Genomic DNA, 15,253 nt, shown 5'->3' on the forward strand with positions numbered 1-15,253 from the left:
AGTGTGAAGCACATGGGGCTTTAACGGTTTCGACAGGTTGGCGAAAGCTACTCTGTGATTCAGGTCGAGAGCGAGTTACCTCTCGGAAATCAATGACTCGAAAAAAAAGTAAATGCGAACAATATCGTAAAATTTGCTCGTCGGGAAGCTCTAGTAGCTGCCTAAGAAACCTCTTTCAGGTTCGAGCGTCTTTAATTTGACTCCGTTAAGGATTAAAGACCTAACCCCCAACGGATGCTCCACTCAAGCGTTCTCTGGTTGGCTTGATGGCTAAGATTAAATCAGAGCATCCTACGTTCGGGATAATGAACGATTCCCGCCTTGAGGGTCAGAAAGGCTAAACCTGTGAACGAGTGGAGGGTTAATACCCAATTTGGACATGGGTTCGACTCCCATAAGCTCCATTTTCAATAATTTATCAGTCCGCTAGACACTTGAATGCGTCAGCGGACTTTTTTGATCTTACCTACCAAAAGTCAAGCTATTACACCCCTCAAAATTTAACCCATCCCGAAATTAATCCCTTTCTTGGTGCGAAACTTTAAACTACATACCAAAAAATTCTTCTAGATGCAGCCAATGATTTATCATAATAATGATTATCATTTTTGGTAAGTTGTATGTCATCTGAAAACTCATCTACCGATAAACCCTTAAACCTTTCTCAACGTCCCCGTCGTCTCCGTCGCACTGAAACCCTAAGAAAAATGGTGCGGGAAACGATTTTAACTGTAGATGATCTCATCTATCCGATGTTTGTCATGGAAGGAGAAGGACAAAAAGTAGAAATTGCTTCTATGCCAGGATGTTATCGTTTTTCTCTCGATTTGTTAATTAAAGAAATAGCCGAAGTTTCCCACTTGGGGATTAATGCTGTTGCACTTTTCCCAGTGATTTCCGAAGACGACAAAGACGACACAGGTACAGAAAGTTACAACCCAGAAGGATTGGTACAGGAAACTGTCAAAGCTATCAAAAAAGCCGTTCCCGACATCATGATTATTACTGATGTTGCTTTAGACCCTTTCACCACACATGGTCATGATGGTTTAGTTGATGAAAATGGCAGAATTCTTAATGATCAAACTGTCGAAGTGTTGGTAAAAATGGCACTTTCCCAAGCAGAAGCCGGTGCTGATTTTGTTGCCCCTTCTGACATGATGGATGGTAGAATCGGCGCAATTCGCCAAGCTTTAGACGCGGAGGGTTATATCAATGTTGGTATTTTGGCATACTCCGCTAAATACGCATCAGCCTATTATGGACCGTTTCGAGATGCTTTAGATTCAACCCCGAAATTTGGCGACAAAAAAACCTATCAAATGGATGCTGCTAACGCTAAAGAAGCTTTAAAAGAAATTGAATTGGATATTGCTGAAGGTGCAGATATTGTCATGGTTAAACCTGCCCTAGCTTATCTCGATATTATCCATCAAGTCAAAATAAATACAAACTTACCAGTTGCAGCATACAACGTTAGCGGCGAGTACGCAATGATCAAAGCTGCTGCACAAAATGGCTGGATAGACGAGAAAAAGGTGATTTTAGAAACTTTAACCAGTATGAAACGCGCTGGTGCTGATTTAATTTTGACTTATTTTGCCAAAGAAGTAGCTTTGATGTTGATGTAACTGGGGACTGGGGACTGGGGACTGGGTAATCAATTTTATTTTTCCCAATTACCAATTACGAATTATGAATTATGACTACAGTTCCTACAAAAATTGACTTAGCAATTATCGGTGCTGGACCTCATGCACTAACTTTAGTTGCCCATCTCTTGCAAAAACGGCAGACAATGAAAGGGAAATTTGCCGTATTTGATCCGAGTGGTACATGGTTAAGTCGCTGGAAACAGCAATTTGCAGCTTTGGAAATTCCCCATTTGCGATCGCCCGCTGTTCATCATCCCCACTCTAACCCCTTCGCTTTAAGGAAATTTGCTGAATCTCGTTCTCAGGAACTTTTTCCCCCCTACGACTTACCCGGAACTAAGCTATTTGCGGATTTTTGTCAGGATGTCATAGCATCATATCAGTTACATGATCAAGTTATTTCTCTAGCTGTAACCAGCATTAAACCTCTTTTAGATCATTTGCGTCCTCAATTCCAATTAGGGCTGTCAGATGGACAAACGGTAACTGCACGGCGGGTAGTGTTGGCAACCGGTAGCGGTAAAATACACATTCCTGATTGGGTGAATCAGATTAAATCAGTGTATCCTCAAGATAGACTTTGCCATTCTCACACTGTAGATTTGCGGAAATATCACAGTTTAACAGGTCAAAGAGTTTTAATAGTCGGTGGTGGCTTAACCAGTGGACATTTAGCTGTAGGTGCAATTTCCCATGGTGCAAAAGTCCATTTAATGCTGCGAAGACAGTTATCAGAAAAGCTATTTGATGCTGAACCGGGTTGGTTAGGTCCCAAATATCTGAAAGGATTTTTTGAGCAAAATTGGCAACAACGCTGGAAGCTAATTCAAGAAGCGAGAAATGGTGGTTCTATGACTCCGGCGATCGCTACCCAACTTCGTAAAGAAAAGCATCGTGGTAATATTAAAATTGACGAAAACTGTCAAATAGTCAAAGCCAAATGGTTAAGTAATAACTGGCAGATAGAATGTAATAACGGTAATATTTACAACTTTGATTATATTTGGTTAGCCACAGGCACTAAATTCGATGTCACCACAGAACCCTTATTACAGGACATTTTAGCCGCCTATCCCATCCAAATAGTCAACGGTTTACCCGTATTAGATAGTTATCTGCGTTGGACTGGTTGTGAATTATTTATTATGGGTGGTTTAGCAGCCTTGCAAGTGGGTCCAACAGCCAGAAATTTATCAGGTGCAAGAATGGCCAGTGAGAAAATCGTCCCAGCCATTGTTAAACCCAGTGTAGCCTTTCCTCACAGTCTTACTGAAGTCCAAGCCAGCTAACAGCACTTTAAAATATTTTCCCATTCAGACATTTTTGCGTTACACTGATAACGATTCTCATTCTGGTTTGGTATGGTCAGTTCATTAACCCAGTCTCAAGACAGCTTGAACCTACACGATAGCGACAAACTCACCCTCATTCGTCACACCAGCGCCCATATTATGGCCATGGCGGTACAAAAGCTATTTCCAGGGACTAAGGTAGCAATTGGACCTGTCACAGACATTGGATTTTACTACGATTTTGATTGTCCAATTAGCATCACGACTGATGACTTGGCCAAAATAGAAACAGAAATGCGACGGATAATCAAAGCTAATTTACCTATTATCCGCGAAGAAGTAAAAAGATCAGAAATTCGCGCCGAAATTGCCGAATTAAATGAACCCTACAAATTAGAAATCTTAGAACGCATTCCCGAATCAGAAATTATCACCCGTTACTTTATTGGTACTCCTGAAACGGTGAAATCAGAACCATCATTATTTGTCACAGACATTCAACCAGCAAATAATTATTGGTGGGATTTGTGTGCAGGACCACACATTAACTTTACAGGTGAAATTGATCCTCATGCTTTTAAATTATTGAATGTTGCCGGTGCTTATTGGCAAGGAGATGCCACCAAACCACAACTACAACGAATTTACGGAACAGCGTGGCAAACAAAAGCCGAATTAGCAAATTACCTCCAACACATAGAAGAAGCTTTACGTCGAGATCATCGAAAAATAGGTCAAGAACTTAACTTATTTAGTATTCAAGAAGAAGCTGGAGGTGGCTTAGTATTTTGGCATCCCAAAGGGTCAATAATTCGCTACATCATTGAAGATTATTGGCGCAAAGCCCATCTAGAATCTGGTTATCAATTACTATATACGCCTCATGTAGCCAATCTTGATTTATGGAAAACATCAGGACATTTTGACTTCTATCAAGAGAGTATGTTTGACTCAATGGATGTGGAAAATCAGGCTTATTAAATTAAGCCCATGAATTGCCCTTTTCATGTCCTAACTTACAAACATCAACTCCATTCCTATCGAGAATTACCATTAAGATGGGCAGAACTAGGAACAGTATACCGTTATGAACGTTCTGGATCTTTACATGGTTTAATGCGAGTACGAGGATTTACTCAAGATGATGCTCATATCTTTTGTTTACCTGACCAAATAGCTGAGGAAATCTTAGGCGTTTTAAATCTCACCGAGCAGATTTTATCAGATTTTGGCTTTAAAGAATATGAAGTTAATCTTTCCACCCGTCCTGAAAAATCAGTAGGAACTGATCACGTTTGGGAATTAGCAACCACAGCACTAGAACAAGCTTTAAATACTAAAGGTTGGAATTATATTGTTGATGAAGGTGGGGGAGCTTTTTATGGTCCCAAGATAGACATTAAAATTAAAGATGCTATCGGTCGTTTGTGGCAATGTTCCACAATTCAGGTAGATTTTAACTTGCCAGAACGATTTAATATGGAGTATATTGCATCCGATGGCAGTCGTCAACAACCAATTATGATTCATCGGGCTATTTTTGGTTCTTTAGAACGCTTTTTTGGCATCTTAATCGAGAATTATGCAGGTGATTTCCCCCTGTGGTTAGCACCTGTACAACTGCGGATTTTACCTGTTAGTGATGATTGTCGAGAATATGCAAAATCGGTGGAAAAAGATTTAAAAAAAAGCGGCTTTAGGGTAGAAATAGATAGCAGTGGTGAGCGATTAGGTAAACAAATTCGCATGGCTGAATTAGAAAAAATCCCCGTTTTCGCTATTATTGGCAAGAAAGAAATAGAAAGCACGACTGTAAGCGTAAGAAGTAGAAAAACTGGAGATTTAGGAATTTTAAACTTAGCTGAACTTGTAAATTATTTGCAAACAGCTTAAAATCCTTATTTGCTTTATTGATTCAACAATTCAAATCCATTAAATTTTGATATGAATACCATCACTTTGAACAAAACAAATATAATTCCTGAAATTCCTAAACAAGGAATGCCTGTAACTATTATCACAGGATTTTTAGGGAGTGGAAAAACCACACTTTTAAATCAAATTCTTCAAAACAAACAAGATTTAAAAATCGCCGTTCTTGTCAATGAATTTGGTGATATCAACATTGATAGTCAATTGCTAGTTTCTGTAGATCAAGACATGCTAGAACTCAGCAATGGCTGTATATGTTGTACCATTAATGATGGTTTAGTTGATGCCGTATATCGAGTTTTAGAACGAGAAGACAGAATTGATTATCTAGTCATTGAAACCACTGGAGTTGCTGATCCTTTACCAATAATTTTAACTTTTCTGGGAACAGAACTAAGAGACCTGACTAATCTAGATTCGATTCTCACAGTAGTAGATGCTGAAACATTTAACGAAGAACACTTCGAGAGTGAAGCAGCTTTAAAACAAATTACCTATGGAGATATTATTCTCCTCAATAAAACAGACCTTGTTACCTCAGAAAAACTCCAAGAAGTAGAAAATTTTATCCATGATGTCAAACATGGAGCGAAAATTTTACATACTCAATATGGTGAAGTTGCTTTACCATTAATTTTAGATGTGGGTTTAACACCAAAAGATAAATATATCGCTATTGATGATGAAGATACTCATCATCACCATGAACATAAGCATGAACATAAGCATGAACATAAGCATGAACATCATCATCATCACTCTGATCATTTAGACAATGATGGGTTTATTTCGATTTCCTTCCAAAGTGACAAACCATTTGATGTCCATAAATTTGAGAATTTCTTGACTGAAGAAATGCCACAGAATGTATTTCGAGCTAAGGGCATCTTATGGTTTAATGATAGTAATTTACGCCATCTTTTCCAACTGAGTGGACCTCGTTACAGTTTGCACGCAGACGAATGGAATACTCTACCTAAAAATCAGGTAGTTTTTATTGGCAGAAAGTTGGATACTAATGAGATTCATACAAAACTTAACAAATGTTTGGTATAATAAGAAAGCGTTCATTAAATCTCTAATTTAGTTCATAGATATTCATATCTATTGAACTATTAACTAGTGTCATAACTCATCCCCATTAAACTCAGAAAATGACTTTATCTATTCGTCCCAATCTGAATTCCGCGGCTCAGGTGGTGTCATCTTTATCAACTCAGCAACAGCCAACTGTAACAGAAGCAGACATGAGACAGGCTGTACGGACTTTGTTGATTGGATTAGGAGAAAATCCAGACCGGGAAGGTTTAATAGATACTCCTAAAAGAGTTGTTAAAGCTTTAAAGTTTCTGACCAATGGCTACCATGAATCCTTAGATGAACTCCTCAATGGAGCAGTATTTACAGAAGAGGCAAATGAAATGGTATTAGTCCGGGATATTGATATTTTCAGTTCCTGTGAACACCACATATTACCAATCATTGGCCGCGCTCATGTTGCATATATTCCTAATGGTAAGGTGATAGGTTTATCAAAAATTGCCCGCATTTGTGAAATGTATGCACGACGTTTGCAAGTACAAGAACGGCTGACTTTACAAATTGCTGACGCACTGCAAGGTTTACTCAAACCTCAAGGAGTTGCAGTTGTAATCGAAGCAACTCATATGTGTATGGTGATGAGAGGAGTTCAAAAACCAGGCTCTTGGACTGTTACCAGTGCAATGCGGGGAGTATTTTCTGAAGACGCACGAACTCGTGAAGAATTCATGAATTTAATTCGACACAATCCTAATTTTAAATAACAGGCTTTGGCTGATACAAATTTAAATTTAGCTTGTACTATGTAGAGATAGGAAGTTTCCGATCTCTACATGATCAGCTTTGTAATTAGGGATATTTATTAAAAATAGTATAAAATATGAATATACCAATCATTAAGGTTATTGCTGGATTATCCGGTGCTGGAAAAACTACTTGGATTTGTCAACAAATTCGAGATATTGTATCTGCGGAAAAAGTAATTTATTTTTGTCCAGGAACTGGGAATGTTCCTATTGATCAAACTAGAATAGCTACTGAATTTCCGGAACTCAACATATTTGGTGATGGTCAAGAAATTGAATTTCTTCATCATATACCCACAGCTAATAGTGTATATGTTGAATTAGGTTCTTATCTAGAATTAAAAACTATCTCAAAAATATTAGATCATCTAACTTACCGCGCCATAGCAATTATTCCACCAGATTTGCAAAACTCTGAATATGATAGTTGGGCAAATGAAATTATACACGGCGCACCAGTTCCTACTATAACTGTAGAAAATTTATGGCGAGTAGAAACTACAGGTCAAGTCATTGATGAAAATAGTTTAGATGAATTTTGGTATGAAATAACTCATAATGCTTATGGTACTGTCACCCGTGCTAAAGCTATTTTTGATGTTAATGATGGGCGTTCTCTTTACTGTGATTTTGTCGCTGGTGTTCCCAAAATAGACTTTTTAGAATTAAACTTACCACGATATTTAGAAGGTAGACCTCAGCGATTTAGTGGCATAGAAATAGTAGGAAAAAACTTAGATGAAACAACTTTAAAAGCAACATTATCAGATTGTTGTTTATCTGAATCCCTAATTTCGCAATATCAACAACAAGTACAACAAATTTTACTAGAAGGTGAAGAAGTATGAAAATAGCAGTTATGTCATGTATTCATGGTAATTATGAAGCTTTAGAAGCTGTATTATTAGATATTGACCAGCAAAAAGCCGAAAAAATCTTTTGTGTTGGTGATCTGGTGGGATATGGACCACATCCTAATGCAGTGATTAACCAAATTCGCTCTTTAGATATTCCTACCTGCGTCGGTTGTTGGGATGAGGATATTGTGGAAGGATTGAATGCTTGCGATTGCAGTTATCCTTCAATATTGGCGGAAAAAAGAGGACTAAAAGCTCACCAATGGACAAATCAGGAAATTCACCCAGAAAACCGAGAATTTTTAGCCAATTTACCCTATAGTCTGCAATGGCAAAACTTAGCTTTTTTTCACGGTAGTCCTCATAGCAACCATGAATATTTATTACCTGAACTTGATGCTTTCATTGCTTTAGAACGGGTACTTTCCACAGGTGCAGATGTGCTATTTTGTGGACATACCCATGTTCCTTATACACGAAATCTTGATGCTGGTGAGTTACAAGTCCAGGTTAATAATCAAGCAGAATCACGCAAAATCAGCTTTTCATCTGCTCTCAAAAAGATTGTGAATGTTGGTTCTGTTGGAGAACCCAGACATGGACGACCAAATGCAACTTATGTAATCTATGAAACTGATACTCAAGCAGTGACATTGCGAGAAGTTACGTATGATTATCAAAAAACCTGTGCAGCAATTATAGAGAAGGGATTACCAGAAATTTTTGCGTGGCGTTTAGCGAATGGCTTAGAGTATGCTGAACGCGCAGATGATCCAAGTCATGTTTGTACCAGATAAAAAGATTAGGGCTTCAATATTGTTCGGTTAAGCAACAACGCAACCCAACGTCCGTAAATGTTGGGTTTCCTAACGTCAACCCAACCTACCTGATTTAATGTTTTTAGCTTAACCGACAAGTATTGACTGGGAATTGGGACTATCAATACTTAATCACCCTTTCTTCCTTTGCGCCTTTGCGCCTTTGCGTGAGACATAAAAATAACTGTAAAATCTAAAATTATGTGGGCAATTTTAAGTGGAATTGAAGGAAATTTGCCAGCTTATGAGGCTGTAATAGCTGATATTAAGCGACAAAACCGTTATATAGAAGCATTATATATTATCGGTGATTTAGTCGGTCCAAGGCGAGAATGTGAGGAGTTAGTAGCAAGGGTGAAATCACCACGACGGGGTGAATTAGCACCGATGATTTGTAAGGGATGGTGGGAAGAACAATGTTTAATTTTACATGGTTTGGGACCCACTGGAGACGCGCCAGAATTGCTAGAAAAATATGGTGGTGATACTGTGCAGATGTTGTGGGATTGTGTTTCCCGTCCAACTGTACAATGGTTGCGATCGCTCGACTTTGGTTTTTTTGAATTAGATTGTCTATTAATACATGGTTCGACAATGGGTGTAAATGACGAACTAACCCCCGATACGCCCCCAATTCAAATGCTAGATAGATTATCACGAATGCAAGCAAATAACCTGTTTTGCGGTCGTTCTGGGTTAACTTTTCAGTATCAGTTACAAGCTGGATCTATTAGCAGTGAAATCACTACCCTAGATCGTCAATTGTCTCCCCAAACAATCACCGTTACCCCCCGTCAAGTCATAGGAGTGGGAAATGTGGGACGAACACCAGGAGAAGCAACCTATACTCTCTACAATCCGGGGACAAATCAGGTGAAATTTCAACCTGTGTACTACGGAAATAGCAAAGGGTTTCAAAAGCAGCTACAGGCTACAAAATAGATATCAAGGAAAAAGACACAAACATTTTTTCCTATTCCCTGATAAACTAAATACCTGTTGATAACAGCACAGAGCTATAGCGGTTATCGCCCTTGATGCAATACAATTGAGGGCGCAGACCCTGCGCCCCTACAGAGTTTGCGATTGGCTGACTGTATCTTACAAAGAGTGCATACCGCTATATTATTCTTGTCTGTCAGACTTCATGATTGTTAGATGTTTTCCGTGTATTAATCACTTTTCCCCTTTCTTTCAGAACTCTTCGGAGTCGGTCAGCACTCAAGTAAACTTGTCGCTCAGAAGCTAGTTTTTTGGCTAGTTGTTTAGAGTTATAAGTCTGTTGTGGTTCTTGAAATAAACAGTTCTCCAAATACTCTAAATCATCCTCTGAATAGCGGGGTTTTCCTCCTCGACCTGGAGCATCCCATAATCCTGCTAAACCCATCTTTTCCCAACGGTGTAGAGTCTGACGGACTGTAGAAATCGCCCAGTTTAGACCTTGAGCAATTTGCTCGTTTTTTAATCCGCGAGCGTTCAACAGTAGAACCTGAGCGCGATCTTTCGTTCGCTGAGGAATACTTGTAGCTTTTCTCAACTCTTCTAATGTGAGCTTTTCCTCATCAGTTAAAAAAATTCTCAGTCGACATCCCATAGGCGTTTTGCTTTAATTAAAGTAGTTGGTACGCTGATGTATGATTTCGCCTATATACTTGTAAACACAGTATATAGTAACACACTATATTTTATATAAGCCACAAAGACTTTTTTGGCTGTAGTGTAGTTGTAAATATCCTCTGGAATTATTTTTAGTCTGCAAAGATATGAACATACCATCAGATAAAATGTCAAGTACGTTACATAATATTAGTAATAAATAATTTTAATACTAAGTATTGTCATGCTGTCTCATCAGTGCTTCCAATAAATTGATCTGGTTCAACAGATTAAAGCGAAAAAAAAGGTTTGGTGTGATAACCAAACCTCCATAATTGCTGTGCTTAACAACGTACTTAATTAATTTAATGCTACTCTGCTGACAGATCATCTTCCTGGAGGATGTGTCCAAATTTCCCTAAAGATGATAGAGAGTGATAAAGATACATATTAACCAATTACCTGAAAAATGAAAAAAGCTTGGGTGTTAAGCCAAGCCTTTGTATATACCAGGTGTTTACCATATACAGTTACTTTAAACCCTAAATTATTCCGATTCATCTTCCTTTAAGGTGTGTACAAATTTAAGAAAATCTGATATGGCGGATATTTAATAATGTTGATTATTTTTTTGTTCTCAAATAAATTCAATCTTTTCTGATGGTTTACCTGTTACCTGAAAATAAAAAAAAGACCCTGAAATTATTTTCAGGGTGCATACACGTTTTTCAGGCATTAATAAAGTTAAGATTACTCAATCTCAATAAATAGTTCTACTACCTAAAGTAGAATTAAATCAGATTTTTATGGGTTTAGTGGATAAAAAGTTACATTTAACATAAAAAAGGCTTGGCGATTTACCAAGCCTACATATATACCAAGTGTTTACCATAGTTGGTTAATTTACATTAATTGACGCTGATATTCATCTATCTGGAGGATGTGTATAAATATTCTAAAAGCTGTTAAGGAGTGATGAACAACGAGGCTGTTGTCCGCTTTTTGAAGATTTTTTAAGCTAACTTTATATGAGTGTTTTCAGACTCTAAATATGGCAAAAAAAAAGGTTTAGCTTGAATGCTAAACCCTCATAGAAAGCAGTTATTCGACACACCAGGATTAATGTAAATCTACTTTTATTTATCTGCATCTTCCTGTGGAGTGTATTTAGTTTTCTCCGACTATGATATGAACTCAACTATTTAAAACATATCCGCAGGATCGGCAGATTGTAGTTTACTCGTAGCGATCGCTCCCGAAATAGCACACATAATTATAGTTAACAATAAAACTTGTAAACCACGGATTATCGTCATATACATAGGTAAATTAGTGGCTGTTCGCGTGAGTTGATAAAGTCCTAATGAGACAGCAACTCCGGGGAAAAATCCCAAAGCTGCTAAAATTAAAGCTTCTTCCAAAACTATAGTCAGTAAATAGTAATGACGATATCCCATAGCTTTAAATGTTGCATATTCTCGCAAATGGGCATTAACATCTGTGGAAAGCACTTGATAAACAATAATTACCCCAACTACAAACCCCATTGATACACCGAGATTAAAAATAAATCCAATCGGGGAATTACTACTCCAAAAGTTATTTTCAAACTCAATAAATTCGCCACGGGTGAGAACCTTTACATCATCTTTCAGATAAGCCTTTAATTGGGCAACAACATCATTAATTTTATACCCTGGCTTGACTTTAACTAAACCGATACTCACACTGCTTGTAGGTTGTCTGGCAAATATTTGAGAGAAGTTATTAGCACTGGTGATCAAGCTACCATCAGCCGCAAAGGAAGCACCTATTTTAAATAAACCACCAATTGTAATGGTACTGCCATTAATTTCAGTGGTGACAGTTTTACCTTCTTGAATTTGCTGAATAGCCTCTTCATATTCTCCTCTAGCAGCCCGATCAAATAAGACTGTATTTGGTAATTTAATCTTATGTAATTGTTGATTAATTTCTGGTAAATCAAACGCTGGTTTATCTGGATTGATACCAATAATTAACACTCCTGTTTCTAAGCGTGTTTGGGGATTCTTCCAAATAATATGGTTACAATACATAGCCTCAGCCGATTCTACCCCTGGTACATCCATTGTTTGATAAAGTCGTCTTCTAGAAAAAGTAGACATACTTTGTAAACTCCGAGCTTGGGGACTGATTAGAATAATATCAGCTTGTAAACTCCGATGTAATCGAGTATTACTATCATATAAAGCAGTTTGAAAACCTAACTGCATAAACATGAGAACATCAGCAAAGGCAATTCCTGATACTGCTACCAGTAAGCGACTTTTTTCATGACTAAGTTGCAACCACCCCAATGGTGTGCGTCGTTGCAATTGTTGAAAAATGGAAATCATAGGAATTATAGGAGTCAGTGGTTAGTTGTCGTAGGGGCGTTCGCGAAGCTTGCTGGAAGCATCAGCATTCGGAAAATAAATTTGGGAAAAAAACAATAATTTGTCGCCCGAATGCTTCGCCCGTACAAGAATCAGGAGACAAAAAGAAGGAAGAAATAAAGAAGAATAAATAAATAAAAAAGAAGGATTTATAATCATTTTAATTAGTTGTTAATCAGCAATTGACAATTGACAACTGACGACTGACAACTAACAATTGACTAAATACTAATAATTACCTTAACTTGCATATTGGTAAAGTTGGCTGCTTGCTGACTAGAAGCTTTATTTAATCGGATATGGACTTTTATCACCCTATTATCAATATTGCTGGAAGGATCTGTATTTGTCAGGTTTTGTTTTCTTACCTGTAAACCTATCCGTTCTACTTTTCCCTGCAATTCTTGAGGAAAAACATCACCAACTATCCGCACCTGTTTTCCTGGCATAATTTTGGTAATATCACTTTCGTAAATTTCCGCAACTACATACATCTGACTCGTTTTACCAATGTCAGCAATGCCATTATTAGTAATTAATTCTCCTGGACGAGTGTGGATTTCAATTATTTGTCCATTTTGAGGAGATTTTACATAAGCTTGTTGAAGATTAATAGTGGCTTTTTTTACTATGGCTTCGGCACGATTTAGTTCGGCGATCGCAGCTTCAACATCTACTTTTCTCACTTCAGAGATTTGATCTAGTGTGGCTGAAGCTTCTTTGATTCTTTGTTTACTACTTAATTGCAGTTGCTTTAATTGTGATTTTCCAGCTTGTAGGCTTTTTTTGGCCGTTTCTAAGTGCAAATTTTTACTATCTTTTTGGGAAGCGGAAATTGCTCCTTCTTGATATAATTCTTGGTAACGTTTATTCTCGGCTTCAGCATTGATTAATTCAGCTTGTAATTTTTCTACAGTGGCTGTTTGAGTATCTATATCACCTTGGCTTTCTACTGCTAATCGCTCAATTATGGCTTTTTGCGCGGTAATTTCTCCCCGTTTAGCACCTGCTTGAATCCGGGCTATGTTAGATTGAATTACCTGTACTTCGGCTTTGGCTTCTGTTAATTCTGCTTGCAAGCGATCGCTATTATCTAAAATAGCAATTACCTGTCCAGCTTTGACCATCTCCCCCTCTCGTACCAATATCTTCTCTACTCGACTCCCTTCCCCAGATATCGCCGCTGATAGTTTGATCACTTCCCCCTCTGGTTCAATTCTTCCTAATGCTGTGACTGTTTTGATCTCAGGCATTGCTATCGCCGGATTTGCTGGTTTTTGATGATCTACATCCCGAAACTTGAGTACAGTAAAAATACTGATACTAGCTACAGATAAAGATGCCAACATAGTTATAGCGATCGCTAATCGGAGAATGGACTGAGAAGATAATGATCCTTGTAGCTTATGGTTCTGCACAACCGCATACCTTTTCAGTGCTTTCAAATTTAATTAATGAAAAATGCAAATCCTTAAATAAGTGCGGTAGAAGACACAAATTCTGGCTACCCTAAAAATGTCAGTGCTAAACTAAACGGTTTAGTTTAAAAAAATTACAAATCCTTAAATAAGGTGAAGTAGAAAACTCAAATCCCCAAAATCCTGAAAACGTGATAGCTAAACTAAACGGTTTAGTTTAAAAAAACTATAAACTTAACGGAGTAGTTTAGTCAAGTTATTGCGTTACAGATTACAAAACTAATTCCAGATTTTTGATGACAACGAACATTTATAGATGATATGCCGGAATAATAAGTAGGATCGTTAGCTGATGACAGTTTCCGTAAAAATAGTATATTCTAGACTAAACGGTTTAGTTTAAAATTCTCTCAACCTAGCCCAGCTACAGCAAATTGCAGATCAATGCGGTACAGAATCTAAATTGAAACCTATACACAAAGTCAGTTTTTGTCCAAGTAGGGGCGAAGCATTCGGACGATAATTTATCGGTTTTTCCCAGTAGGGGCGAAGCATTCGGGCGACAAATTCTCGGTTTTTCCCCAAGTTTATTTTCCGAATGCTTCGCCCTTACACCGAATGCTGATGCTTCCAGCACACTCTGCGAACGCCCTTATATTAAATGCTGATGCTTCCAGTCCCCATCAGGGATACACCCTTACGACTTCCGACTTCTGCTGTATGTCATTACAGCAAGTACAACTCTGATCAAAACTTTAACAGGAAGATTTAAAAATGGTTCGCCCAAAAACTGGGGATATTAATCGCTCAAATTCAACAGATAAAATAGAAAAGATTCTCCAGGGAGCAATGCAGGAGTTTTTGATACATGGCTATTCAGGAACAAGCATGGATCGAGTAGCCGAAGCTGCGGGAGTTTCTAAAGCAACAGTATATAGTTACTTTCATGATAAAGTCGGACTATTTAGCGCCCTGATTGAGCAATTAGCTAGAAAGCGATTTCAGTCAATTTTTGGCCAGTATTCCCTAGCAGGAGAACCCTATACTGTGCTACGGGGGTTAGCAAAAACAGCATTGGAGCAAATGACTACAGATCCTGAATATTTAGCATTTGAGCGCGTGTTAATCGGGGAATCGGTGCGCTTTCCAGAGTTAGCTAAAGTTTTTATTCGTTCTATAGCTAAACCAGCTATTGAGACAATTAGTAAATATTTAGCATCTCACCCAGAACTAAAAATACCTGATCCAGAAGCCACCGCCAGAGTGTTAATTGGTTCTTTAGCACATTTTGCCATAACGCAGCAAATCTTATATGGTGATGAAATTATCCCCATGGAGAGCGATCGCCTCATTGATGCTTTAACCCATTTAATCGTCAATTGTGCCGAATGACAACTGACAATTGACTCCTCTTAAACAAT

At 37.9% G+C, this 15,253-nt stretch carries 11 protein-coding genes, 1 other RNA gene and 1 pseudogene; 10 read left to right on the forward strand and 3 right to left on the reverse strand.

The features are described 5' to 3' along the window. The first annotated feature begins 14 nt into the window (after positions 1-14). The 9 genes and pseudogenes from ssrA to FJR04_RS13165 all read left to right on the forward strand — a co-directional run bounded on the left by ssrA (position 15) and on the right by FJR04_RS13165 (position 9,343). Positions 15-407, forward strand: a transfer-messenger RNA (tmRNA) gene (gene ssrA / locus FJR04_RS13125). Positions 408-620: 213 nt separating this feature from the next. Beyond that, complete coding sequence (hemB, locus tag FJR04_RS13130) at positions 621-1,631, forward strand: porphobilinogen synthase (protein ID WP_168495413.1); 1,011 nt, start codon at positions 621-623, stop codon at positions 1,629-1,631. Between the two features lie 71 nt (positions 1,632-1,702). Then, positions 1,703-2,944 (forward strand): FAD/NAD(P)-binding protein, encoded by a 1,242-nt coding sequence (locus FJR04_RS13135; RefSeq protein ID WP_168495415.1) that lies wholly within the window; start codon positions 1,703-1,705, stop codon positions 2,942-2,944. A 72-nt stretch (positions 2,945-3,016) separates the two neighbouring features. Beyond that, positions 3,017-4,840 (forward strand): annotated as a pseudogene (gene thrS / locus FJR04_RS13140) (threonine--tRNA ligase). Between the two features lie 51 nt (positions 4,841-4,891). Further along, the gene (locus FJR04_RS13145; RefSeq protein WP_168495417.1) at positions 4,892-5,935 is read left to right on the forward strand and encodes a GTP-binding protein; all 1,044 of its coding nucleotides are present in this window, start codon (positions 4,892-4,894) and stop codon (positions 5,933-5,935) included. Between the two features lie 98 nt (positions 5,936-6,033). Beyond that, a complete protein-coding gene (gene folE, locus FJR04_RS13150) occupies positions 6,034-6,684 on the forward strand; it encodes a GTP cyclohydrolase I FolE (protein WP_168495419.1) in 651 nt (216 codons plus the stop codon). 116 nt (positions 6,685-6,800) lie between these two features. Next, the gene (locus FJR04_RS13155) at positions 6,801-7,574 is read left to right on the forward strand and encodes a GTP-binding protein (RefSeq protein ID WP_168495422.1); all 774 of its coding nucleotides are present in this window, start codon (positions 6,801-6,803) and stop codon (positions 7,572-7,574) included. Next, complete coding sequence (locus tag FJR04_RS13160) at positions 7,571-8,380, forward strand: metallophosphoesterase (RefSeq protein WP_168495423.1); 810 nt, start codon at positions 7,571-7,573, stop codon at positions 8,378-8,380. The genes FJR04_RS13155 and FJR04_RS13160 overlap by 4 nt, the downstream gene beginning before the upstream one ends. 222 nt (positions 8,381-8,602) lie before the next feature. After that, on the forward strand, positions 8,603-9,343 hold the full coding sequence (locus FJR04_RS13165; RefSeq protein WP_168495425.1) for a metallophosphatase: 741 nt from the start codon (positions 8,603-8,605) through the stop codon (positions 9,341-9,343). A 196-nt stretch (positions 9,344-9,539) separates the two neighbouring features. Here FJR04_RS13165 and FJR04_RS13170 read toward each other — a convergent pair whose 3' ends face one another. The 3 genes from FJR04_RS13170 to FJR04_RS13180 all read right to left on the reverse strand — a co-directional run bounded on the left by FJR04_RS13170 (position 9,540) and on the right by FJR04_RS13180 (position 13,832). Further along, positions 9,540-9,995 (reverse strand): helix-turn-helix domain-containing protein, encoded by a 456-nt coding sequence (locus FJR04_RS13170; protein ID WP_168495427.1) that lies wholly within the window; start codon positions 9,993-9,995, stop codon positions 9,540-9,542. 1,204 nt (positions 9,996-11,199) lie between these two features. Further along, complete coding sequence (gene devC, locus FJR04_RS13175; RefSeq protein WP_174763542.1) at positions 11,200-12,375, reverse strand: ABC transporter permease DevC; 1,176 nt, start codon at positions 12,373-12,375, stop codon at positions 11,200-11,202. A gap of 260 nt (positions 12,376-12,635) precedes the next feature. Beyond that, complete coding sequence (locus tag FJR04_RS13180) at positions 12,636-13,832, reverse strand: ABC exporter membrane fusion protein (protein ID WP_168495429.1); 1,197 nt, start codon at positions 13,830-13,832, stop codon at positions 12,636-12,638. A gap of 774 nt (positions 13,833-14,606) precedes the next feature. Between FJR04_RS13180 and FJR04_RS13185 the strand changes: the two genes are divergently transcribed. Beyond that, on the forward strand, positions 14,607-15,224 hold the full coding sequence (locus tag FJR04_RS13185; RefSeq protein WP_168495431.1) for a TetR/AcrR family transcriptional regulator: 618 nt from the start codon (positions 14,607-14,609) through the stop codon (positions 15,222-15,224). The last annotated feature ends 29 nt before the right edge of the window (positions 15,225-15,253 follow it).

Origin of the sequence: Anabaena sp. UHCC 0204 (assembly GCF_009711975.1) — a bacterium.
In the GTDB taxonomy this organism is placed as follows: domain Bacteria; phylum Cyanobacteriota; class Cyanobacteriia; order Cyanobacteriales; family Nostocaceae; genus Dolichospermum.

Excerpts from the sequence above, each read along its gene's own strand:
- hemB (WP_168495413.1), top strand. The coding sequence starts at position 621 with ATGTCATCTGAAAACTCATCTACCGATAAACCCTTAAACCTTTCTCAA.
- FJR04_RS13135 (WP_168495415.1), top strand. The coding sequence starts at position 1,703 with ATGACTACAGTTCCTACAAAAATTGACTTAGCAATTATCGGTGCTGGA.
- FJR04_RS13145 (WP_168495417.1), top strand. The coding sequence starts at position 4,892 with ATGAATACCATCACTTTGAACAAAACAAATATAATTCCTGAAATTCCT.
- folE (WP_168495419.1), top strand. The coding sequence starts at position 6,034 with ATGACTTTATCTATTCGTCCCAATCTGAATTCCGCGGCTCAGGTGGTG.
- FJR04_RS13155 (WP_168495422.1), top strand. The coding sequence starts at position 6,801 with ATGAATATACCAATCATTAAGGTTATTGCTGGATTATCCGGTGCTGGA.
- FJR04_RS13160 (WP_168495423.1), top strand. The coding sequence starts at position 7,571 with ATGAAAATAGCAGTTATGTCATGTATTCATGGTAATTATGAAGCTTTA.
- FJR04_RS13165 (WP_168495425.1), top strand. The coding sequence starts at position 8,603 with ATGTGGGCAATTTTAAGTGGAATTGAAGGAAATTTGCCAGCTTATGAG.
- FJR04_RS13170 (WP_168495427.1), bottom strand. The coding sequence starts at position 9,995 with ATGGGATGTCGACTGAGAATTTTTTTAACTGATGAGGAAAAGCTCACA.
- devC (WP_174763542.1), bottom strand. The coding sequence starts at position 12,375 with ATGATTTCCATTTTTCAACAATTGCAACGACGCACACCATTGGGGTGG.
- FJR04_RS13185 (WP_168495431.1), top strand. The coding sequence starts at position 14,607 with ATGGTTCGCCCAAAAACTGGGGATATTAATCGCTCAAATTCAACAGAT.